The organism is Streptomyces sp. NBC_01460 (assembly GCF_036227405.1).
Lineage (GTDB): Bacteria > Actinomycetota > Actinomycetes > Streptomycetales > Streptomycetaceae > Streptomyces.
In genome coordinates this window covers 8616525-8636587 of sequence record NZ_CP109473.1, presented here as the reverse complement: position 1 = coordinate 8636587, position 20063 = coordinate 8616525, and the positions used below count along the sequence as shown (strand labels likewise).

At 68.7% G+C, this 20063-nt stretch carries 17 protein-coding genes and 6 pseudogenes; 7 read left to right on the top strand and 16 right to left on the bottom strand.

Annotation, left to right across the window (positions count from 1 at the left end; translation table 11 throughout):
* Positions 1–88 precede the first annotated feature (88 nt).
* The 3 genes and pseudogenes from OG488_RS38455 to OG488_RS38445 form a co-directional block, all read right to left on the bottom strand.
* Positions 89–592, bottom strand: a complete 504-nt coding sequence (locus OG488_RS38455; protein ID WP_329238294.1) for an N-acetyltransferase — start codon at positions 590–592, stop codon at positions 89–91.
* 148 nt (positions 593–740) lie between these two features.
* Positions 741–1238, bottom strand: a pseudogene (locus OG488_RS38450) (IS21 family transposase); the annotation flags it as partial.
* Positions 1239–1477: 239 nt separating this feature from the next.
* Positions 1478–1997, bottom strand: a pseudogene (locus OG488_RS38445) (IS5 family transposase); the annotation flags it as partial.
* An 89-nt stretch (positions 1998–2086) separates the two neighbouring features.
* Here OG488_RS38445 and OG488_RS38440 point away from each other — a divergent pair.
* Positions 2087–2854, top strand: a pseudogene (locus OG488_RS38440) (transposase family protein).
* A gap of 107 nt (positions 2855–2961) precedes the next feature.
* On the opposite strand, the gene OG488_RS38435 reads toward OG488_RS38440, so the two are convergent.
* The 3 genes from OG488_RS38435 to OG488_RS38425 are packed head-to-tail and all read right to left on the bottom strand — an operon-like array spanning position 2962 to position 6462.
* Positions 2962–3675 carry a helix-turn-helix domain containing protein gene (locus OG488_RS38435; protein ID WP_329238288.1) on the bottom strand — a complete coding sequence of 238 codons (714 nt, stop codon included), beginning with the start codon at positions 3673–3675 and terminating at the stop codon, positions 2962–2964.
* On the bottom strand, positions 3675–5837 hold the full coding sequence (locus OG488_RS38430) for a hypothetical protein (protein ID WP_329238286.1): 2163 nt from the start codon (positions 5835–5837) through the stop codon (positions 3675–3677). The genes OG488_RS38435 and OG488_RS38430 overlap by 1 nt, the downstream gene beginning before the upstream one ends.
* 22 nt (positions 5838–5859) lie before the next feature.
* Positions 5860–6462, bottom strand: a complete 603-nt coding sequence (locus tag OG488_RS38425; protein ID WP_329238283.1) for a DNA-binding protein — start codon at positions 6460–6462, stop codon at positions 5860–5862.
* A gap of 278 nt (positions 6463–6740) precedes the next feature.
* Between OG488_RS38425 and OG488_RS38420 the strand changes: the two are divergent.
* Positions 6741–7022: pseudogene (locus tag OG488_RS38420) on the top strand (tyrosine-type recombinase/integrase); the annotation flags it as partial.
* Between the two features lie 78 nt (positions 7023–7100).
* On the opposite strand, the gene OG488_RS38415 reads toward OG488_RS38420, so the two are convergent.
* From OG488_RS38415 to OG488_RS38405, 3 genes and pseudogenes are all read right to left on the bottom strand, one after another.
* Positions 7101–7589 carry a hypothetical protein gene (locus OG488_RS38415; protein WP_329238281.1) on the bottom strand — a complete coding sequence of 163 codons (489 nt, stop codon included), beginning with the start codon at positions 7587–7589 and terminating at the stop codon, positions 7101–7103.
* A gap of 22 nt (positions 7590–7611) precedes the next feature.
* A complete protein-coding gene (locus OG488_RS38410) occupies positions 7612–8475 on the bottom strand; it encodes a DUF4129 domain-containing protein (RefSeq protein WP_329238278.1) in 864 nt (287 codons plus the stop codon).
* 828 nt (positions 8476–9303) lie between these two features.
* A pseudogene (locus OG488_RS38405) lies at positions 9304–10583 on the bottom strand (APC family permease).
* Between the two features lie 602 nt (positions 10584–11185).
* On the opposite strand from OG488_RS38405, the gene OG488_RS38400 reads away from it, so the two are divergent.
* Together OG488_RS38400 and OG488_RS38395 are read left to right on the top strand one after the other, a co-directional pair.
* Complete coding sequence (locus tag OG488_RS38400; protein ID WP_329238275.1) at positions 11186–11734, top strand: hypothetical protein; 549 nt, start codon at positions 11186–11188, stop codon at positions 11732–11734.
* A 492-nt stretch (positions 11735–12226) separates the two neighbouring features.
* A complete protein-coding gene (locus OG488_RS38395) occupies positions 12227–12670 on the top strand; it encodes a hypothetical protein (RefSeq protein WP_329238272.1) in 444 nt (147 codons plus the stop codon).
* Between the two features lie 213 nt (positions 12671–12883).
* Here OG488_RS38395 and OG488_RS38390 read toward each other — a convergent pair whose 3' ends face one another.
* The 4 genes and pseudogenes from OG488_RS38390 to OG488_RS38375 form a co-directional block, all read right to left on the bottom strand.
* Entirely contained in the window at positions 12884–13393 is a 510-nt protein-coding gene (locus OG488_RS38390) for a hypothetical protein (protein WP_329238270.1), read from the bottom strand.
* A gap of 179 nt (positions 13394–13572) precedes the next feature.
* A pseudogene (locus OG488_RS38385) lies at positions 13573–13727 on the bottom strand (helix-turn-helix domain-containing protein); the annotation flags it as partial.
* Positions 13727–14704, bottom strand: coding sequence for a DMT family transporter (locus tag OG488_RS38380; protein WP_329238267.1), 978 nt, complete (start codon positions 14702–14704; stop codon positions 13727–13729). The pseudogene OG488_RS38385 and the gene OG488_RS38380, both read right to left, overlap by 1 nt.
* Complete coding sequence (locus tag OG488_RS38375; RefSeq protein ID WP_329238264.1) at positions 14701–15519, bottom strand: SDR family NAD(P)-dependent oxidoreductase; 819 nt, start codon at positions 15517–15519, stop codon at positions 14701–14703. Before OG488_RS38375 ends, OG488_RS38380 begins: the two co-directional genes overlap by 4 nt.
* A 140-nt stretch (positions 15520–15659) precedes the next feature.
* On the opposite strand from OG488_RS38375, the gene OG488_RS38370 reads away from it, so the two are divergent.
* On the top strand, positions 15660–16241 hold the full coding sequence (locus OG488_RS38370) for a TetR/AcrR family transcriptional regulator (RefSeq protein ID WP_329238261.1): 582 nt from the start codon (positions 15660–15662) through the stop codon (positions 16239–16241).
* A gap of 166 nt (positions 16242–16407) precedes the next feature.
* On the opposite strand, the gene OG488_RS38365 is transcribed toward OG488_RS38370, so the two are convergent.
* Both OG488_RS38365 and OG488_RS38360 read right to left on the bottom strand, forming a co-directional pair.
* Positions 16408–16716: a hypothetical protein gene (locus OG488_RS38365; RefSeq protein ID WP_329238258.1), complete on the bottom strand. Its 309-nt coding sequence runs from the start codon at positions 16714–16716 to the stop codon at positions 16408–16410.
* 304 nt (positions 16717–17020) lie between these two features.
* Complete coding sequence (locus OG488_RS38360) at positions 17021–17611, bottom strand: TetR/AcrR family transcriptional regulator (RefSeq protein ID WP_329238255.1); 591 nt, start codon at positions 17609–17611, stop codon at positions 17021–17023.
* Between the two features lie 162 nt (positions 17612–17773).
* Here OG488_RS38360 and OG488_RS38355 point away from each other — a divergent pair, with 162 nt between their 5' ends.
* A complete protein-coding gene (locus OG488_RS38355; RefSeq protein WP_329238252.1) occupies positions 17774–18226 on the top strand; it encodes an iron chaperone in 453 nt (150 codons plus the stop codon).
* A gap of 208 nt (positions 18227–18434) precedes the next feature.
* Positions 18435–19568: an IS630 family transposase gene (locus OG488_RS38350; protein ID WP_329238250.1), complete on the top strand. Its 1134-nt coding sequence runs from the start codon at positions 18435–18437 to the stop codon at positions 19566–19568.
* A 119-nt stretch (positions 19569–19687) separates the two neighbouring features.
* Here the strand turns inward: OG488_RS38350 and OG488_RS38345 are convergent, their stop codons facing one another.
* On the bottom strand, positions 19688–19966 hold the full coding sequence (locus tag OG488_RS38345) for a hypothetical protein (protein WP_329238247.1): 279 nt from the start codon (positions 19964–19966) through the stop codon (positions 19688–19690).
* Between the last annotated feature and the right edge of the window lie 97 nt (positions 19967–20063).

The following is a 20063-nucleotide window of genomic DNA, read 5'->3' as shown; positions in this document are numbered from 1 at the left end:
TGCTTTCACGCGCGTAAGCCGCCGCAGTCACCCGATCAAGACTCCCGGACGATCGACAGCCTTCGAGATCGGTACGGGCAACAGACACTTACGTGTCGGGATGCTCCGGCAGGGCAAGCCAGTCCGACCAGGAGATCTCGCGGCCGAGGAAGCGAGGCTGCTCGAACGGCCAGTCGGCGGCGATCCACTGCGGCACCAGCGCGTCGAGGGCCTGCTCGACCTTGCTGCCCACCAGATCATCCACCACCCACCAGGAGATCTCGCCGTCCGCGCCGGCCCTCTCCGGTGGGTCGATGTAGACACAGCCGAGCAGAGCTGTCTCCGCCGCGTCGAACAGCGCGTAGTTGAAGGACTGGTGTGCGGCGATCTCCTTCTCGTGCCGCAACAGGTCGGCCTGGTCGGCCTCGTAGGTCATGGTGGCCGCGGGCCAGCCCCAGGCCGGGCCGAAGATGGTCCACAGCCGCTCGCGTGAACCCATCACAGCCGGATAGTCGAGCGGGGTGTCCGCCTCCCGGATCGGCCGCAGGTGATGGCCACCGCCCGGCAGCGGTACCAGGACGGGGTGGACGAAGTCATCGGGAAGCCAGCTCATGGCGCCCGACCGTAGCAGCGCGCGGCCGTCCCCTCCCCTGGATTTTCCCCGTATACCGCCAGGCCCTGCTCTCATGCCGGGCAGAGCCCGCGATCACCCGATCGAGACTCCCGTTCGATCGACAGACTCCATGATCGGTATGGCAACGGCTTTGCAGGCAAGCCGCGATGGTGGGCAGCGTCTTGTCGAAGACGGGGATCACGACCCGGAACCGAGACCAGGACAGCCACGCGCACCACAGAGATGTGCGGCGCCCGTTGAGACGTGGACCCTCGCCCCAGTCGAACTGCAGCCAGAGCGCCGGCTCTGGGAGCCAGGGCCTGTAGACCCGGTGGTGCTCCGTGCGCCACCGGGACTTGACCTCGGCGACGGTGCGGCGTGTGGTGCGCTCGACCCCGGCAAACCCCATCGCCGTGATCCGTCGGTGCACGATGCCCGCACGGATCCGGCCACGAGCCACAGCCACCAGTTCCTCGATCTTCTCAAGATAGGGGCCGATCGGGCGGGCCCTACGGGTTCGCCCGACAGGACGCTCACCTTGCTCACACGGCTGCACATAGCGGGCCACGGTTTGGTGGTCGCAGCCAGCCAGCTCGGCTGCCGCCCGATAGCTGCCGGTGAGGTCGTACGCCTCCACAATGTCCATGATCTACTTGCTGCTCTTCACTCTGCTGAACGCTCTCCGCGGCCCCGCCTCCCGTCCTCGTCCTGCCCCTGGCCCCGCCGGGCGGGCCCGCCACCCACGCCCCGTGCTCCCGTGACGTTCGCGAGAGCACGGCACCAGCGGGCTGCCCGCTGGTGCGGCGGCGGCCTCTCAAGCGAAACGTCGGTCAGACCACGCAGGGTAAACGCCCCGGCGAGGACCTCGTCCAGGACGTGGGCGAGCTTGAAGTGCGGAGAGTCTCCACGCTGCCCGGCTGTGACCACGATCGACATCAGTTTCTGGCCCTGCTCGACGGCCAAGTGCAGCTTGGTAGTGAATCCGCCGCGCGAACGTCCAAGTCCGTGATCACGAGGCTCGGTGAAGACACCGCCCGGCGGCTCCTTCTGCAGATCGCCCAGCTTCCGGGCCCCAGCCGCATGCTGATGGGCGCGACATACCGTGGAGTCAACGCTCAGGTCCCAGGTAATCGCACCTTTCAGGTCGGCCTGGGACTGAGGCTGGGTGAAGATCCGGTGCCAACTGCCGTCCCGCTGCCACCGGCGGAACAGGTCGTAAACCCGACCCCATGGCCCGTACTCGGTGGGTACGTCCCGCCACGGAACACCCGTCCGAACCCGGAACCTTATGCCGTCGATCAGCTGCCGCCGAGACCAAACAGGTGGCCGCCCCGCTCTCGTGCCCTTCGGCAACAACGGCTCCAGCACTGCCCACTTGCTCGTCCGTGAGATTTCCCCGCCCCATGCTCAGAGATCATCCGTCACTCAAGATCCACTTTCGATACACGGCCTAAAGGTTGTTGCAGAAGGTCTGGGATAGGGCATTCCTCTTGTATGGGTGGGGTGTTGCGGGCTGAGTCGTTGTGGGTGGAGACGTTCACTGGCTTGCGGATGGGCCGGTTCGAGAAGTTGGTGAAGGTAGTACGGGAGCGGGGCGGAAATGGTCCCGGTGGAGGGCGCCTGTGGTGCCTGCCTCTGGCGGACCGGGTCCTCCTGGTGGCCGTCTACTACCGGACCAACCTCACGATGCGCCAGCTCGCCCCGCTCTTCGGGATCTCCCCGGCCACCGTCTGCCGGGTCATCCATCGTCTGCGGCCGCTTCTTGCGCTGGAGCCGGCGCCGGCCCGTCGCGGATGTCGAACGGTTGTGGATCGTGGACGGAACCCTCGTCCCGGTCCGCGACCGCAAGGTCGCCGCGTCCTCCCGTAACTATCGGTTCTCGGCGAACGTGCAGGTCATCATCGATGCGGATAGCCGCCTGGTGATCGCCTCAGGCCGCCCGTCCCCGGGAACACGGCCGATGCCCACGCCTGGCGAGAAACGGACCTGCCCGCCGTCGCGGCCGGGACAACGGTCATCGCAGACGGCGCCTACCTGGCAACCGGCTTGATCGTCCCGCACCGCAGAAGAGCCGGACGCCCACTTCTGCGCGGCCAGGAGGAGGACAACGCCGAACACCGGCGCGTCCGCGCCCGCGTCGAGCACACCTTCGCCCGCATGAAGAACTGGAAAATCCTCCGCGACTGCCGCCAGAAAGGAGACGGACTCCACCACGCCGTACAAGCCGTCGCCACGATGCACAACCTCGCCATGACAGGCTGAACCAGCAGGTCAAACGCCATCCCGGCCCGCCCACACCCACCCTTCTGCAACAACCTTTAGGAGCTCTGGTGAGGCAGCAGGTCGGGGCACAGGCAACTGGGATCGGCTCAGCGGGGGCGCCAGGTGCGGATCTCCAAGTGGGTGATGTGTGCGCCAGGGTGGACACGGCCAGTGTCGAGGAGCCATTGGTGGATGGCTGCGGTGACGTCTCCGGCGCTCTGGTCGACTCGGCGGGCGAAGTCCGCAGCATCGAACCCGCCGGTGGCAGCGGATCCGTAGGAGCGCTCTTCGGTGTGGTCGGTGCGCTGGATGACGTCGCGGCGGATACCGGGCGAGTCGGTGCGGCTTCCGGAGGCGTGGACGTAGCCGCTCCTGGCAAGGCGCACAGTGAAGGCCAGGCGCAGGCCCTGACGGGCGGCTTCGGCGATCAGGGGGCGCAGTCGTGCGGATCCGGAGGCGATGGCCTGTGCTCCGGCGCGGCCGGTGCCGGTGCCGGTGGGCGTGATCAGGAGTGCTTTGGTGCGGACGCGGGCTTTGGTGCCGGCGGCAGTGGTGCGCCGGGTGATGTGCCCGGCGGCGATGGCCGCGAGTTCGGCGGTGTCGGTGATACCTGCGCTCTGGACAGCGGCGAGGACCTGGGTGAGGGCGGGGACGAAGGCTGCGCCTTTGTTCTTTGTGTAGAACTGGGAGACGAGGGAGGGGTCGCGGTTGATGATGTGGGCGATGTCGCGTTTGGTATAGCCGGCTGCCTGGAGCTGGTCGGCGAGCTGGGCTGCGTCGTTGAGTTGTGGTGCGGGGGCGCGTCGGCGGCGGGGCGGCATCAGGAGCCCTCGTTGTTACTCGCGGTCTGCGGTGTGGTGCGGCCCTTGTCGCGCAGGGTCAGGAGTTCGTCTTCGGTGGTGGGGGCGGTGAGGTGGCCGGTGAGGTGGCCCTTGTTCAGGTAGTCGCCGGGCTGGCCGTGGTAGGGCCAGGCCTGGGGCTGGGTGAGGTAGACGGCGTCGGTGCGGAAGGCGACGACGCTGCCGGGCGGGGCGTGGAGGGCTCCTGCGTAGGTGTTGTCGTCGCGGTGGCGCTGGGAGAGCAGGGCGGCTCGGGCGGAGGACCAGATGTGGGCGGCCCATTCAGGGTGGGCGTTGGGGTCGCGGGTGAAGCCGGTGGGGCGTTGCCAGGTGATGGTCTGGTCGTCGAAGCCGATGATCTCGGCATCGGTGGGGACGTCACGTTCTGCGGTGCGGGGGGTGGTGCCGGTGACGGTGCGGGGGCGTTGGGCGAAGGCGCCGATGCCGTAGAGGAGGATGGCGCGCACCGCCCGGGCTGCGAGGTGTGCGGCGGTGCGCTGGGCGGGATCGCCGTTGAGGTCGGCCTGGGCGGTGAGGGAGGACCAGGCTTCTTTGAGCTTCTTGGACCAGTCGTCCAGGGGCTTGCCGTCGTCGAAGAGGATGCCGTCGAGAATTTCGACCTTCCACGGGCTGCGTGGGTTGGACAGAGCGGTGTGGATTTCGGGCCCGCCCGCCCAGGTTGTGAACGTGGTGCCGGGGGTGGCGGGGTAGTGCCAGGCCCGGTCGCCGGGGGCGGGTGCGGGGAGAATGCCGACGTGGTCCCAGGTCTGGGGGACGGTGACGCGGACGTGCCAGTGCCCGCAGGCGAACAGCGCTTTGGCCTGTTCCTTTTCCGACCAGGCGGCGAACCTGGCGGCGGTGACACGGCGGGGGGTGCCGATGCCGGCTTTCCAGGTGTGCTTGGCGTAGGCGAAGGTCCGGTCGTACTCGACCAGGGCCGGGAGCTGCTCAGGGACACGGGGCGGGGTGATGAGTTCGGTGCGTCCCTGTCCGGCGGTCGCGTGGAAGAGGCCGCGCAGCTCTTCGGACAGGACGGGGTAGCCGTCGGTGTACTGGCCCTTGGTGGGGATGGTCCGGGTCCACAGGTCCCGGCCTGTCTGGGACGGTGAGCCCATCAGGACGGCGTCGGGCCAGTGGCGGCGCAGGGCTTTCCACAGCAGGACGAACGCGTCGCGGATGACGGCGGGCTCGGTGCCCTCGGTGTCGAACCACTCCCCCGCCGATCGGATCTCGACATGCTGTTCGCCGTGTTCGCGCTGGTAGCGGCCCACAGGGTTGCGGGGGTGGACGAAGTGGCCGGCCATGCGGTCCTTGCCGCGGCCGGTGTCCGTGCGCCAGCCGGGTGTGGGGGCGTTCAGCCAGGCTCCGACGGCGTCCTTGAGGAAGGAATACTGGTCGGCCTGGCGGTGCCAGGGGGCGCCCGCGGTGATGTAGATCCGCTCGACGCCGTCCGGCAGGGCGTGGAAGACGGCGTTCAGGATTTCTGCGGCGCTGGCGGTCGGCAGGTCGAGGCGGAACGTCTGGTCGCGGTGGACCAGCACACCGGCCTCGGTGTCGAAGAAGACGGTGCTGCGGGCCTGCTGGGTGAAGTTCGGGTGCGTGGAGGCCAGGTTCGCCGTGTGGGCGAACCAGCGGTCCCCGTCAGGGCCTTCCGGGATGCCGGGCAGGGTGCGCTGCGCCCCATGGGCCGCGAGAGGAGCGGCTGCGCCAGGGGCCGGCTCAGAAGGCGGCGCTGAAGGGGCTGCGGGCTGTTCGGATTCCGCTGCCGGTTCGGGGCTGGGGCGGGTCATGGCCGGGGCGGCCGTGCCCGCCTGGGGCGGGGTCTGTCCGTGTCCGGTCCCGCTGGGCGGTGCTGTCTCCCTGGCGGGCACTGGCGGTGAGACAGCTGCGGCGGTCTGGGCTGTTGGTGCAGCGTTGGTGAGCTGGTCGGGGGCAAGGATCGGGGCGATCGCCACGACGTCAGCGAGGCTGAGTCCGGCCGCGGGCGCGATGCGCTCCGCCTTCGCCTTCTCGTATCCGGCCAGCGCGGTGATCTGCCGGGCACGGTCGGTCTCGAGTTTGGCGAGGGTGGCCTGGGTCTTCTTGATGTCGTCGCGCAGGGCACGCAGCTCGGCCAGCTGTGCGGTGTAGGTCTTTGCGTCCATCACGATCCCTTGTGCCTGCAGGTCAGTTGGCGGAACTGCTACGAGTGGAGACGTACGCGATCGCGCCGCTCGACTGCGAGGGCAAGCGGCCCCCCAGAAGGAGATCCGCAATGTCCCGGTCATTTTGCTGCGGTGCGGTCAGGCGCTTTACAGGGGTGGCCAGGTCGGTGATGTGTCCGGCCAGGACTGCGTCCGGAAAGGCGTGCCGTCCCCCGTCGTCTTTCTCCCACCTGTCCAGGCCGGTAAGGACGGCCACCACGTAGCCCGACACTGTCACCGGCAGCACCCCCCCGGCTGCCACGCTCGCGGCGTCACAGCGCCACCAGCCCCTCAAGCCCTTGAGCAGGTCATCGGGGCCAAGACCTGCCGCGTAGCCGGCCCAGTTTCGGTCGTTGTCGTGGACCTGGCGTGCTGCGTCGACACGCAGGACCCCGAGCAGGCCGGCGTCCAGGCGGTCCACGAGTGCAGGGGCGCGTTTCTGCAGTGCCTGGACGACCCAAAGCGGCGTCATCACGCGAACACCACGCCGGGAAAGTTCGGGCAGTACGCCTGCCCTGATGAGACGCCGGTAAGTGGTGATCGCACAGCCCAGTTCCTCAGCGGCCTGGCCGGTGGTCAGCAGCATGGCCTGCCTCCTCGGATCTGGGCGTTGCCGCGCTTGGACGCTATCGGCACACCCACCACCCATGCAAGTCTGATCAGATAACTGAGCTTACCTGTTCGATGTGAGGAGTCGACCGCGAGCTCCATAGCCCCGCAGACCGAACAACCCGACTCCTAGCCGCAGCCACTCCGCCCGGGCCAGGCCGGGTCGGGCCGGGTCGGGCCGGGTCGCTGGACAGACCGCGAGGAGCCGCAGCGGATGCTCGTCGGGGTGGCGGCGTTGAAACGGCTGCTCCCTTCTTCACCACCTCGAAGGGCAGGCCGCTCGACCCCACCAACCTCACCCGCCGCTTTCGGCGCCTCCTCCACTGCGCGGAACTCCGGACGATCCGCTTCCACGATCTCCGGCACTCGACCGCGACCCTGCTCCTGGAGCAAGGCGTCGACCTCGTCGTCAGCAAGGAACTCCTCGGCCACGCCCACATCGGCGTCTACACCCACGTCCGACTCCGCCTCCAACGCCAGGCCATCGACACCCTCGGCACGACCGACGAGCCGCCCTCCGCAGCCGTCGTCCGCTGACGTTGCCGTCACCGTTGCCGTCAAACGGCACAGGGGCCCCGCTGGAACATTCCAGCGGGGCCCCTGTGATTTCACCCTCTATTCGCCTGGCGTCGAGTCCAGCCATTCCGGCGAGAACCGCTGAACTACTGGGTTATCGGCCAGTCCGGGGACATTCACGGTCAGACGATCATGTGCCTCTCGCAGGAAGTCGACGAAAGCACCAACGAGCTCTTCCTGTTCCACGAAGACCTGCCACTGATGCTTCGATGACGTGATTGCGACTAGATCAGCCTCGCGTCGCAAGCGCATTACTTCATCATCTTCCGTGAAGCCGATCGCCGTATCTTCTCCTGCCGAGAGACGGCTCAATGCGTGGCAAAGAGACAGGGCTAGATCGACGAGGGTCACATGCCCGTCGCTGGAGACGACCTCAACCTCGTCAACCACAAGTTCGACATTTACCCCGAAGTACTTGTAGCAGAGGTCTATCTCGCTGATGGCCTCCGGGTTGACCTGGAAAGCCCTGTCCCAGGTATCACGCCAGGCCGACTCAGCGTTCGGTACCTCGAAAGAGAAGCGAATCACAAATTCCTCAGATCGCCGTTACTCAAGGGTGCGTGGAGTAGCGGGCCTCGCGGAACAGAGCGGTGAGCGCGGCGGCGGCCGCCTCTGTGGGCAAGCCGCCGGCGACGGCCCGCTCCAGCAGGTCCTGCGGGCTGTCCGAGGCGCGCCGGGTTACGCCGGAGCCGGCGAGCGACTCCTCCATGGCGGCATAGCCGGCGATGACGGCCGCGCGGGCGTCGGTTCCGTCCAGCAGGGCATGGCGCCCGGAGTCTACGGCCTGAGCCAGGCGTTCCTGCTCGTCGTCGAGTGTGGCGTAACTCGCCGGGGCTTCGGGTGCCGGTGGCCGGGTCAGATACCGCCACAGATGCAGTCCGGCGATCATGACGACCACGACAAGCAGGGCGATGCCGAGACCGAGCAGAGTGCGCGTCAGCCCGAAGTGCATGCTGTGGCCAGCGTGTTCGGCATGCTGTGCGGGTGGCGGGGTGGGTAGCGGGTCTTGCTGCGGGCTGGGAGGTGGTAACGACTCGTGGTCGTCCCCGTGGCTGCTGCGGGGTGGACCGAACTGGTGCAGGACCATGATGAGCAGTGTCGCGGCCAGCAGGATGCGACTCACGCCGTCGGCCATCCGCTGTTCCACCGGGTTGAGTTCCCGGGCGGCCCCGACCTGCTCCCTGTACTTCCCGCGCAGCGCCAGGCCGCCAAGGAGTGACAGCAGGGCGAGGCCGACCACGAGGACGGCATTGGCGCCGAGTGGCCCGCGCCCCTTGGCCAACAGACTCGTATCGGGGCGCAGCAGCAGCGCTCCCAGGGCCGCTCCGCCCACCACCAGCACCGTCAACTCGGCCTGTACGGCGCCGATCGTGCTGTCCCGGCGCCGCCCGCCCGCCGCCTGCTGCAGCCTCACGCCACCCCCTCCCCTGTGATCGGACCGGCCATGCGCGCCGTCTCCGGTCACCTGTCGCTGATCCCCCAACTTGACGGAATCCTGAAACGGCGAGGCACGCCGCTTCATTGCCGCCTTCCGGCAATCCTTACGGACCTTTTCTGCCGTCTCTCGGTTACGGCCGGACGGGCCGGCAGCGGCGGTGCCCGGTGAGGTGTCGCTAATGGCTGACAATCAGGCGCGTGCGACCTGTGAGGCCAAGGGGGTCTTCACTCAGACATGAAAGTTCCCGCTCTCCGGCACGGCCTCGCCCGGATGCCATGACGTCTGTTCCTCGCTCATCTTCCCTGTGTACGACCACCCGCCGCAGGGCGCGGCGCGGGGACTTGCCCGACATGCTGCGATGGGGCCCGGCCGGTCCCTCCACCAGGTCGTCGGCCTGGTCACCGGTCCGGAGCCCGGCGACGGGCCGCGAGGCAGGGCGCAGCGCCGTCCCCGCCTTCCCCGAGACCACGCCCGCCCACCACCACCCCACCCCCAGAGCCAGGCAGCCAGGTAGAAGAGGGGAAGTCTGAGCACTCACGACGGAAAAACCGGGGCGTGACCTGCCGTTATGCAGAGGTCCGCTCCCCGGAGTTGTCGGCCGTAGGGCGTGTCCACTCACCACGGCTCACTGTGCTCACCGCGGAAACTCACCACCACAGATCAGCGGCTGGGACAGGGCAAAAGCGTTCGTCGAAGCCGCCAGCACGCACCTCAACGGCTCCGATGACTGTTGATCATCGCTGAACGGCGGCACATCTGCTTTCGGGCGACAGCAGATTGTCAGTCGCGGCGACATGAGAGGTGTCAATGGCGAGAGCTGTTGGTCGTGGCCTTTCGAAGGCCGTAGACGGCTGTCCCAAAGATGAGGACTGCGGCGCCGGAGATGACGGTGCTCAGGGGCAAGGCGAAGGCGAGGGCCGCGCAGCCGGCGAGGCCGATGATGAGGACGAGGCGGTTCGGTCGGCCCTCTTCTGGGGTGAGGGTCCAGGCGGAGGCATTGGCGATGGCGTAGTAGGCCAGGACGCCGAAGGAGGAGAAGCCGATCGTGCCGCGTACGTCGGAGGTTGCGGCGAGCAGGGCGACGATGGTGCCGACGGCGAGTTCGGCGCGGTGCGGGACACCGAAGCGGGGGTGGACGGCGGCCAGGGTGTGCGGCAGGTGCCGGTCGCGGGCCATGGCCAGGGTGGTGCGGGAGACCCCGAGGATCAGGGCGAGCAGTGAGCCCAGCGCGGCGATGGCGCCCCCTATCCGAACGACGGTTACGAGCCGGTCGGCGCCTGCGGCCCGTGCGGCGTCCGGCAGCGGAGCGGTGGCGTTCGCGAGCCCGGCCGGGCCGAGCACGGTCAGGACGGCCATGGCGATGGCGACGAGGGTGTAGACGGCGAGGGTGATGCCGAGCGCGATCGGGATGGCGCGCGGGATGGTGCGGGCCGGGTCGCGGACTTCCTCCCCGAGGGTTGCGATGCGGGCGTATCCGGCGAAGGCGAAGAACAGCAGACCCGCCGCCTGGAGAACGCCGCCGACGGTGGCGTTCGCGCCGATGTCCAGCCGCGCGGGGTCTACGGAAGCGGAGGTCAGGGCGGTGACGGCTACGGCGGCGAGCATGGCCAGGACGACCGCGACGATGGCGCGGGCCAGGAGCACGGACTTCTGCACCCCGGCGTAGTTGACCGCGGTCAGTGCCACTACTGCGGTCACCGCCACCGCGTGCGCCTGGCCGGGCCACAGGTATGCGCCGACGGTGAGGGCCATGGCCGCGCAGGAGGCGGTCTTGCCGACGACGAATGCCCAGCCGGCCAGGTAGCCCCAGAAGGGGGCCAGGCGTTCGCGGCCGTAGACGTAGGTGCCGCCGGACTGCGGGTAGAGGGCGGCCAGCCGTGCCGAGGACGTCGCGTTGCAGTAGGCGACGACCGCGGCCAGGCCCAGGGCGAGCAGGAGCCCGGAACCGGCGGCGCCGGCGGCCGGGCCGAGCGCCGCGAAGATCCCGGCCCCGACATCGAGCCCAGGCCGATCATCACTGCGTCGGACACCCCCAGCCGGTGCTTCATCGCGCCCGCGCCCATCGGGGCTCCCACCGTGTTCATCACAGATTCCTCTTCGCACCGGTCTTCGACTCGGCGCACCGTAGCCGAGGAAGATGTCGGGATGGGGTGGGCGCCGAAGCATCGACGCTGGTCGGTACGGGGCGGGGCGCTGCCCGATCCGGGGCAGCGCTCAGGACCACTCCCCGAGAGCTGTTCAGCACCGAACGGACACCGGGCCCCTGGGCGCTCCCGCCAGCTCGCCAGCCTCAACGCGCTCGGCGCTGCAGCTTCCCTCCCGCCGTCCCGGACGGCAGGGGCATCCTGCCCCGCACCGTCACGTACCGCTCGACCGCAGCAAGGGCACCATCTTCAGGAATGTCCATGCGCTGCGGGTGGCGGGCATTGCGGCGCCGTTGGAGAGCGACCCCGGCAGGGAGTCAGGGGCATCTTGTCAGTGCGCCAACCGGCAGCGAGCATGGGACGACTGACCTGCCGACCACGGAGAAGTGATGACGGATCTCCCCGCAACGGCCGTCGGCAGCCGATCCGCTGCCCCGTCCACCGAGCCGGAGGCGGCAGAGGACCAAGGGCCGCTCGGGGAGGTGGCAAATGCCCTCTGGGGCTCCCTCGTCGCACTAGCGGGTCTACTCACCGTCCTGGGCATGAACAGCGAGAGGCTCTTCGTCGCACTGAACAACCACACCTGGTTAACCCTGCTCGCGCCCGCGCTGGCCATCACTGCGGTCGCTCTGAGCTTCTACGCGTACTTCGCCAGGCAGAGAGTGCTGTTGCTCATCGGCAGTTCGGCCTACGTCGCCGGGCTCGTGGCCTCGTTGATCGTCGCCACGCTCGCGGCGGGGGGCAACGGCAGGCCCACCGTGACCAGTGTGAGCATCAAGGGCCAACGTCCCCATGTCTCGCTTGCTTTCACTGTCCGTGCGGTCGGCGTCGACCGCAACGACCACGTAGCCGCCTTCGCGCAGACCCTGTACACCAGTCACGGCGACCAAGGGACCACGGAACTCTATTCGGGTTCGCTCAGGCCAGACGACATGGGGCAGATAGACCAGACGGTCACCATCCCTCTGACGCTGAAGCAGGGCGAGACACACCTCACGATCAACGTCTCCAACAGCGGAGACAAGGGCAAGAGCCAGTGCACGACGCGCTCCCCGACTGCTCCTGCCTGCGTGACGGTCAGGCTGCCGTAGTCGGGGTACCAAGGCACAGCATGATCCAAACGAGAGGTTCTAGGCCGGTGACCTGCCCAACTCGGTGCAGGACACCGCGTGGGGCTGGCTGATCCCCGCCGACGACCTGCCCGCGGCCGGACTCCGGCTCCACGTGCCTCTCCTGCGGAGGCGGAGGCCTCTCCTGGGCCGGAGGGACACCCGGTGGCTGGGGAGCCGGGTAGCGCTGGTCCGTACGCACGGCGGGGACAAGCGGACGTGGGGCGGGCCGTCACCGGTGCCTGGGCTCTGTACGCCGCCGAGACCAGCTGGCAGCGGCCGGTTCGCAGTCGGAGTAGGACCATCACCGGGGGCGTTTCTTCAGGTCGGGGCTCCGGAGCTTCCGGAGCCGTCCTCTTCGCGAGGGGGCTGCGGAATCCCGACCCCCGCGGCCGGGGCTCCGCGCCCTGTTCTACGCTCCTGCCTGCACGGGCCGTTCGCGCCCGTGCCCCGTGCAAGGTCCCGAGGTGTCGTATGCGTTCCCGCTGGTCATTCCTGGTGCTCGTCCCCCTCGCGTTCTCTCTCGCCGCCTGCGGGAGGCTCGCCGTGCCACCGGTCCCCAAGGGCAAGCCGGTCGAACTGTCCCTGTCCCGGGCAGCTGTGACGTGGACCGACAAGAAAGGCGGCACGCTGGAGCTGAAGCCGGACGGAACGATCACCGCCACCCACGTCTGCAGCGACTACGACATCATCGACGGCACCGACGAACCCAGGTCGGGATCGGGCACGTGGCGCAACGAGTCCGGGCTGGCCGGGCAGGCCGGGACCGTGATCCACGTGGACTTCGAGACCAGCCAGGGTGAGGTGACCTCTTCCTACGACGCGCTGCAGAACGGCAGGACACTCAAGCTCTGGACCTACGTCGGCGACCCCGACGAAGGCAGCCCTCTCTGCATCCTGGCCGCCCCCGCGGGGTGAAACGCCCGCAGCGCATGACGACGCCGGCCCCCGGGAACGGCCGGCGTCGCACGGATGCTGTGGGTACCGCCTGGAGCTGCTGATCCGAGGATCAGAAGCCCCTCGAGACCACCGTTGCCGGCGATCTGCTGGAGCGGGGCCTCCAGCGCCAGCTTCACGGCGTTGGCGATCCCGCAACGCTTCGTCGGGCTCCGGGACCCCGCCCGTCCGGACTCAGCCGATCCGCGCGCACACGTCGTCGGCCCACCCGTGGACCAGGTGCACCGACTTGTGGCCGGTGGCACTGATGTCCATGGTGTACACGCCGTCGAGCACATACAGACCCCGTGCCAGGTTCCCGGCATTCGCGCCTACGCCCGCCAGCACCGGGCCGACGACGTACCACCTCTGCGAACCGTCCACGTGGTAGTCGACGATCGCGCTGCCGCTGACATCGGCGTCGTAGAAGGCCCCGGTGGCCGTGTTGGTCACCCGGACGACAAGGGCACCGCGGTAGGCGACCCGGGAGGGCGAGCCGTCCGGCCGCCGGTCCAGGACCCGCTGCACGACCTCGTCCACCACGGGCTCGGTATGGACCGGGACGTCGCAACGCGCTCCGGCCGGCAGGTCGTACGGGGGCGTCGGGGCCGGCTCCCACCCCTGTGACCCGGGCAACGCGGACGCGGGCGCCGTCCCGAGCACCAGGGTCACGAGAACGGTAGCGGCAAGGAACACACGTCGCATGGGACCTCCGTCAGGGAGGCACGGCCGGCACGGCAAACCCGCCTCCCCACCGGTCTGCCGCACAGCAGATTGTGCCGCGCCCAGCGCCGACTGTCAGCGGAGGTGGCAACCCTTCCCGAGCCGTCGCCCTGAAAGTCTCCGTGCCTGTGGCCAAGCCTGGCCACCCGGCGCAGGATTGCTCAAGGGGCGGTGGTGTCTGTGGCCTTCCACAGGTCGTCGAGGGCGTGGCCGAGGCGTTCGTCGACCGCTCGTAACGCGTACGGCGCCCATCAGTCACGGTGACGACCAGACGGCAGTCACGCAGGGACGCCAGATGATTGGACAGCCGGTGCCTCAGGTGGCGGTTGTCGTTTCAGCCTTGCAGCCCGGTCTCCAGGCCGGCAGACCTCGCACGGCTTCAGCTCGGGAGTGCTGGGCAGGTCGGCCGACCTGCTGAGCAGAGCCGGTCGGCGTGGGCTGCCGCATGCCGATCAGGACACCTGTGGCGACGATCAAGGCGCCGGGAACATCTGCAGGGCCCGCCTCGCCGAGTCCGAGTGCAATGGTGGTGACCAGTGCACCCACCGGGACGAGCCCGGCGAAGAGCCCGGCATGTGCGGCGCCCAGTCGGCGCAGGGCGTCGTACCAGAGGAAGAAGGCAGTGGCGGTGACGAGTACACCGAGGTAGCCGAAGGCGGCCGCTTCGGTGAGGGTGGGCAGGCGAAGGGAGTTCGTTCCGTCCAGGGTGATGCTGGCGGTAAGAAGTACGGGCACGGCCAGCGCCGCGGGGTAGGCAGCGACTCTTATGGGGCCGAGTTTGGGCAGCAGGGGAAGAGCGAGCAGCGAGAAGGCCACTTCTCCGCCGAGGGCGCCCAGCGAGAGCAGTACACCGCGCAGGCTGCCGCCGCCGAGCCCGGCGGCGACGGCAGCGCCCAGGGTGACGACAGCTGCGGCGCCGACGGTCCGCGCGGCTGGCCGGCGGCGTTCGGTCAGGGGTCCGACGAGTGCGAGGACGATGGGGATCGCTCCGACCACCGTGCCGATCATCGCGGGGCTCGCATGCCGCGTGGCTTCGACCAGGAAGATGTTGAAGCCCGCCAGGCCGGTGGCCGCCAGCGCCAGAAGAAGCAGATAGTCACGGGGGGTCAGGTGGGCGCGGGGTAAACGGCGGTGGCGTACCACGGCGAGGAGTATCGCCGCGGCGAGCGCGTAGCGCAGGGCCTGACCGTTGAGGACGGGGTAGTCGGCGATCGTCGCGGAGACGGCCGTCGAGGTACCGACGAGCAGCATCGCGGCGGCGGCGCCCGCGGCGGGGATTGTGGAGGAATTCATGCCGTGTACTCCTTCGACTGTGCGGTGGTGCCTGCGGGGCTGAGGACCTTGCGGGTGACCTGCTTGGCGATGGCGGCGACCAGGGTGCGCGGCCGGCGCGGCAGCAGGTGCGCGGCGAGGGAGTTGCCGAGTCCGGGGGTGACGTAGCCGCGGTCGCGGTCGAGTGCGCGCAGAGCGGCGCGGACAACCGGCCCTGGGGTGGTCATCGAGCCGTTGACGGCCGCCTTGCGGGTGCCGATGGCCTCGAAGAAAGGGGTGTCGACCGGGCCGGGGCACAGGGTGGTCACGCGAATGCCGCGCCCGCGGTACTCCTGGCGCAGGGCGAGGCCGAAGTTCAGCACGAAGCCCTTGGCCGCGCTGTAGACGGCGAAGTACGGGGAGGGCTGGAAGCCCGCGGTCGAAGCGACGTTCAGGACCGCGCCCGTGCCGCGCTTCAGCATGGCGGGGAGCAGGGCGTGGGTGAGGCCGACGAGCGTGACAACGTTGACCATCAGCTGGTCGTGGTCGCGGTCCGCGGCGATGTCCTCGAAGCGACCGCAGGTGCCGAATCCGGCGTTGTTGACCAGCAGGTCGACGCTCAGGCCGCGGGCAGTGAGGCCGTCGGCAATGCGTTGGGCCGCCTCGGGCTCGGCGAGGTCCTGGACCAGGACGTGGGCGCGGATTCCGTGCTCCGCGGCAAGGCGCTCGGCGAGGGCAGTGAGCCTGCCCTCGGAACGCGCCACCAGAACCAGGTCGTGTCCGCGGGCGGCAAGCTGCCTGGCGAACTCCGCCCCGAGTCCGGATGAGGCACCAGTGATAAGCGCTGCAGGGTGCACGAGATCTCCTCCGCTGATTGAAGAACTAAGGCAAGAGAGTACTCTTTTCTCTCTTAACTGCAACAGAGTTGATGCAGTTAAGCAGGGATTCGCCCAGAGGTGTATTGTTTAGAAGCTCAAGTGGATGAGCGGGAGGCGCCATGGGTGAGACAGCGGCACGGCCGTTGCGAGCGGACGCGGAGCGCAGTGTGCGCGCGATTCTGGAGGCAGCCGAACGCGTTCTGTCGGTGGATCCCGGCGCGTCGATGGAGCAGATCGCGACTGCCGCAGGGGTGGCCAGGACCACGATCCACCGGCGATTCGCCCATCGGCAGGCATTGATCGACGCCCTGGCCGTGTCAGCCGCCCAGCAGCTCGTCCTAGCCGTGGAGGACGGCAGGCCGGACACCGCCCCTCCCCTGGTGGCATTGCACCGGATCACGGCCAATGTGCTCGAGGTGAAAGGCGCCTGGGCGTTCGCCCTGGAACTTCCGGCCGCTCCCGGCAGCGAAGCGGCGGCCCTCCACGAAGACATCGGCCGACGCTGCATCACAGTGCTGGAACGGGCCCAGGCGGACAAGCTCATCGACGAGGCAGCCGACCTCCATTGGCTACGGCGGGTCTACTACGCGCTCCTCGGGGAGTCACTGCGCGGAAGCCCGGACGATGCCGGCATCGACACCGACGCCCTCGCCGCCCGCATCATCGACACCCTGCTGCACGGCGCGGGCCCACGCGCCTGAGCCGCCGCCTACCGGCAGACCGGATTAACGAACAGGGCTTCCAGGACCTCGCTGCGACACGCGAATGGGGCGTCCAAAAGCTCCTGGCCGTCGCTCTGCATGACATCGAAGGCGATGAAATGGGAGGGCATCTCGGCCGCCAGGACCCGGGCGTTGCGGCCGGCGGTCACGCGGCGTTGCAGGGCGGTGAAGCTGAGCTGGCCGTGGGGTCGAGGACGGCGAGCTCGCCGGCGAGGACGAGACCGGCCGGGAGACTTTGGGCGGCGGCGGCAAGGTCGTCGAAGCGGTCCTGGACCAAGGCCCCGCGCCTCATCTGCAACAGCATTGGGTCGCCGTCCCGGAGCGGAGTGAGGAGCCGGGCCCGGAACCCGTCGAATTTGGGTTGCACCGCCATGCGGCCGGGGCTGGTGCAGAGGGGTGGGAGGGTCTCGCGGGCCTGCGCGAGCATCGGCTCCACAGGTGGCTTGAGGACCACGCGGGCTCCCTCCCGGCTGGTCGGGCGCCGGTGTCAGGAGTCGGGGTGCGCGTCCGTCCGGAGCATCCACGCGGCCCCGGAGCATCCTGCCGAGAGGGGCGGGAAGCGGTGGCCTTTCACGTCGGTGCTCCAGTGGTGGCCCTCGCCGCAGTAGCACTCGTAGATCCCGCTCTCCGGCACGACTTCGCCCGGATGCCATGACCTCTGTTCCTAGTGCCGCATCAGACAACCTTCGCCCTGTTGTGCGGTTGTGACCTGTACGGTCCTCGGATCGGGAGAGTAGGTCCGACTTGTGGATCGAGTCCTAACTGCTGGTTCCGTAGGCGGCCATGAACATGTCCAGCAGTCCGTCGACCGCGTGCTCGTCGATGGGGCGGGTTGACAGCAGGCTGCGGTAGTACAGCGTGCCGCACAGCACCTCGGCGGCGAATTCCAGATTGGCTTCCGCGGTCAGTTCACCGGTGCGCTGGGCGCGGGTGATTCGGTCGAGGGTGCTCTGCTCGACGGTGACCAGGAATCGCTCGTGCAGGGTCGCCCGCAGCATTGAATCGGCCTGCGCCTCGGCGATGACTGCGCGGTAGACGGGGCCGATCGGCGGGCTGGAGAGGGCGAGGCCCGAGCGTAGGAACTGTTCGCGCAAATCCGCGCGGACGTCCCCGGTGTCGCGGTAGTCCAGGTCGCTGGTCCACACGCAGCTGAGCGCGTCGAGCAGCAGCGCCGACATGGACGGCCAGCGCCGGTAGATCGTGTGTTTTCCGACCCCGGCCCTTCGGCCGACCGCCTCGATGCTCAGGCCCGCGTATCCGACCTCCGCAGCCAGATCGAGGGTTACCTGCAGCAGCGCTTCGGTGCGCGCGGCGCCTCGGCGCCTCGGCGTGGCGGGCGTGTCGGTCATGCCGCCATCCTAACGGCACATGGCGTGCCGTTGACAATGTCGAGGGCTGCGCGCAGTATTCAGACTCGATCGGCACGCCGCGTGCCGATGTCGGATGTGGCGGCACGTCGCCACCCACGCGCCCAAGATCCAGCACATCAGACCCTCAAAGGGAGATCTGCCATGAGCAGCACCGAAAGCAGCACGCACGAGGGATTCACGGCCGAGGAGCGGGCCGCGATGAAGGACCACGCCCAAGAGCTGAAGACGGCAGCCCGCCGCAGCTCGCGCGCGGACAAGGCCGCGGAGGCGGAGCGGGACGTGCTCGCGAAGATCGCCGATATGCAGGACTCGGACCGGATCATGGCTGAGCGGGTCCATGCAGTCATCACAGCCAGCGCCCCGGCCCTCGCGCCGAAGCTCTGGTACGGGATGCCCGCCTACGCACTGGACGGCAAAGTCGTGTGCTTCTTCCAGAGCGCGGAGAAGTTCAAGGCGCGCTACGCGACGCTCGGGTTCAGCGACCAGGCGAAGCTGGACGAGGGCACGATGTGGGCGGCCGGTTTCGCCCTGACCGAGGTGACGGCCGAGGTGGAGGCGCGGATCGGTGCGCTCGTAAAGCAGGCGGTGAGCTAAGGCGCGCCCGGTGAACGGGCTGGGCCTGTGGCACCTTGGCGTGCTCGGCGGCCTGGCGCTGCTGGCACAGCATCTCCTGCGCGCCTTCACTGACGACGTCGAGGCGCCAGGCTGACCAGAGCAGGTGGCAAATCCTGCTGCTCAGTCGCAGATGTGACGCGCCGTCCGGGTGCCGCTTCGGACGGCGCGCGTGCGCCAGGCTGGGCCGATGGCAGAGCGAGTGCGGGTCCGCGAGATCGATGACGCCGAGGGCAGACGGCTGCTGCGGATCATCCGCAGGGGAATCGGGTCGGTGGTGACCTGGCGGCGGGCCCAGATGGTGCTGCTGTCCGCCCAGAGCATGCCCGTGGCGAAGATCGCCGAGGTCACGTTCACCAGCGCGGACCGGATCCGGGACGTGATCCACAACTTCAACACCGACGGCTTCGACTCGCTCTACCCCAAGTACAAGGGCGGGCGGCCCAAGACCTTCACCCTCTCGGAACGCCGCGAGATCAAGAAAATCGCCAAGTCCAAGCCGGCCGAACACGGCCTGCCGTTTTCGACCTGGAGCCTGGCCAAGCTGGCCGACTTCCTGGTCTCCGAGGGGGTGGTCGACGACATCAGCCACGAGGGCCTTCGAGTCCTGCTTCGTGAGGAGGGCGTCTCGTTTCAACGCGTGAAGACCTGGAAGACCTCCCGCGACCCCGACTATGCCGCCAAGAAGGCCCGCGTCGAGCACCTCTACGCGATCGCCGACCGCGAGGTCATACCCGAGGAAGGCGAGCCCGAAGTCATCTTCTGCATGGACGAGTTCGGCCCGCTCAACCTCCAACCCCACCAAGGGCGGCAGTGGGCCGAGCGCGGCGGCCGGCACAAGGACCCCGACCGGGAACCCCGGCCCCGCCGACGGGCGACCTACACCCGCCCGCACGGGGTCAGGCACCTGTTCGCCGCCTATGACCTGGCCCAGGACAAGCTCTACGGCCACATCAAGCCGAAGAAGAACCGCACGAGGTTCCTGGAGTTCTGCCGCTACCTGCGCAGTCTCCACCCGCCCAAGATCCGCATCGCGATCGTGCTCGACAACTTCTCCCCGCACCTGACCACCAAGAAGGACACCCGGGTCGGCGACTGGGCGGCAGCCAACAACGTCGAGTTCGCCTACACGCCGACCAACAGTTCCTGGCTCAACCGCATCGAGGCCCAGTTCACCGCCTTGCGCCACTTCACGCTGGACGGCACCGACCACGCCAGCCACAAGGAGCAGGGCAGCATGATCCGCCGCTACATCATCTGGCGGAACAAGCACGCCAAGGACGAGCGCCTACGCGCAGTCGTCGACAGGGCAAACGTTGCCTGACGCGGCACTAGCTCATGTCTCCGGTGTCCGACCACCCGCCCTGCGGCGCGACCCTGAGGCTCGCCCGGAACGCTGTGACCACCGGTCCGCTTGCGCCACCGAGGCGATCACGTGGCCGGTCATTGGCCGCTTGGTCTCGTCGGTGTCTCGGCCTTGCTCAGGCGGTCCGCGATGAAGGCGACCAGCAAGCCGATCAAGACTGCCCACAGCAGCACACCGGTTTTCGCGACAACCCAGCCGGCCCCCGCGGTCAGAACGAAGGCCACAGCACCGGCTATCAAAGCGGCGCGGTTTCGCAGGAACAGCCACTGCTGATGCGTGCTCCCCGGGTGCCGCACCTCTCCGACGAGGAGACGGAGCAGCAGCATGGCCAGAATTATCAAGGCGGGCAGCAGCACGGCACATCTCCGGGATGGATCGACGACAGAGCCGCCGACCAGGCTTCCCGGCACACCGCACACCCTCTCTGGTGTGTTCCCGCCACCCTACCCACCC

Bases quoted from the DNA above. Each gene is read 5' to 3' on its own strand.
- OG488_RS38455 (WP_329238294.1), bottom strand. From the start codon at position 592: ATGAGCTGGCTTCCCGATGACTTCGTCCACCCCGTCCTGGTACCGCTG.
- OG488_RS38435 (WP_329238288.1), bottom strand. From the start codon at position 3,675: ATGCCGCCCCGCCGCCGACGCGCCCCCGCACCACAACTCAACGACGCA.
- OG488_RS38430 (WP_329238286.1), bottom strand. From the start codon at position 5,837: ATGGACGCAAAGACCTACACCGCACAGCTGGCCGAGCTGCGTGCCCTG.
- OG488_RS38425 (WP_329238283.1), bottom strand. From the start codon at position 6,462: ATGCTGCTGACCACCGGCCAGGCCGCTGAGGAACTGGGCTGTGCGATC.
- OG488_RS38400 (WP_329238275.1), top strand. From the start codon at position 11,186: ATGAACAGCGAGAGGCTCTTCGTCGCACTGAACAACCACACCTGGTTA.
- OG488_RS38395 (WP_329238272.1), top strand. From the start codon at position 12,227: ATGCGTTCCCGCTGGTCATTCCTGGTGCTCGTCCCCCTCGCGTTCTCT.
- OG488_RS38390 (WP_329238270.1), bottom strand. From the start codon at position 13,393: ATGCGACGTGTGTTCCTTGCCGCTACCGTTCTCGTGACCCTGGTGCTC.
- OG488_RS38380 (WP_329238267.1), bottom strand. From the start codon at position 14,704: ATGAATTCCTCCACAATCCCCGCCGCGGGCGCCGCCGCCGCGATGCTG.
- OG488_RS38370 (WP_329238261.1), top strand. From the start codon at position 15,660: ATGGGTGAGACAGCGGCACGGCCGTTGCGAGCGGACGCGGAGCGCAGT.
- OG488_RS38360 (WP_329238255.1), bottom strand. From the start codon at position 17,611: ATGACCGACACGCCCGCCACGCCGAGGCGCCGAGGCGCCGCGCGCACC.
- OG488_RS38355 (WP_329238252.1), top strand. From the start codon at position 17,774: ATGAGCAGCACCGAAAGCAGCACGCACGAGGGATTCACGGCCGAGGAG.
- OG488_RS38350 (WP_329238250.1), top strand. From the start codon at position 18,435: ATGGCAGAGCGAGTGCGGGTCCGCGAGATCGATGACGCCGAGGGCAGA.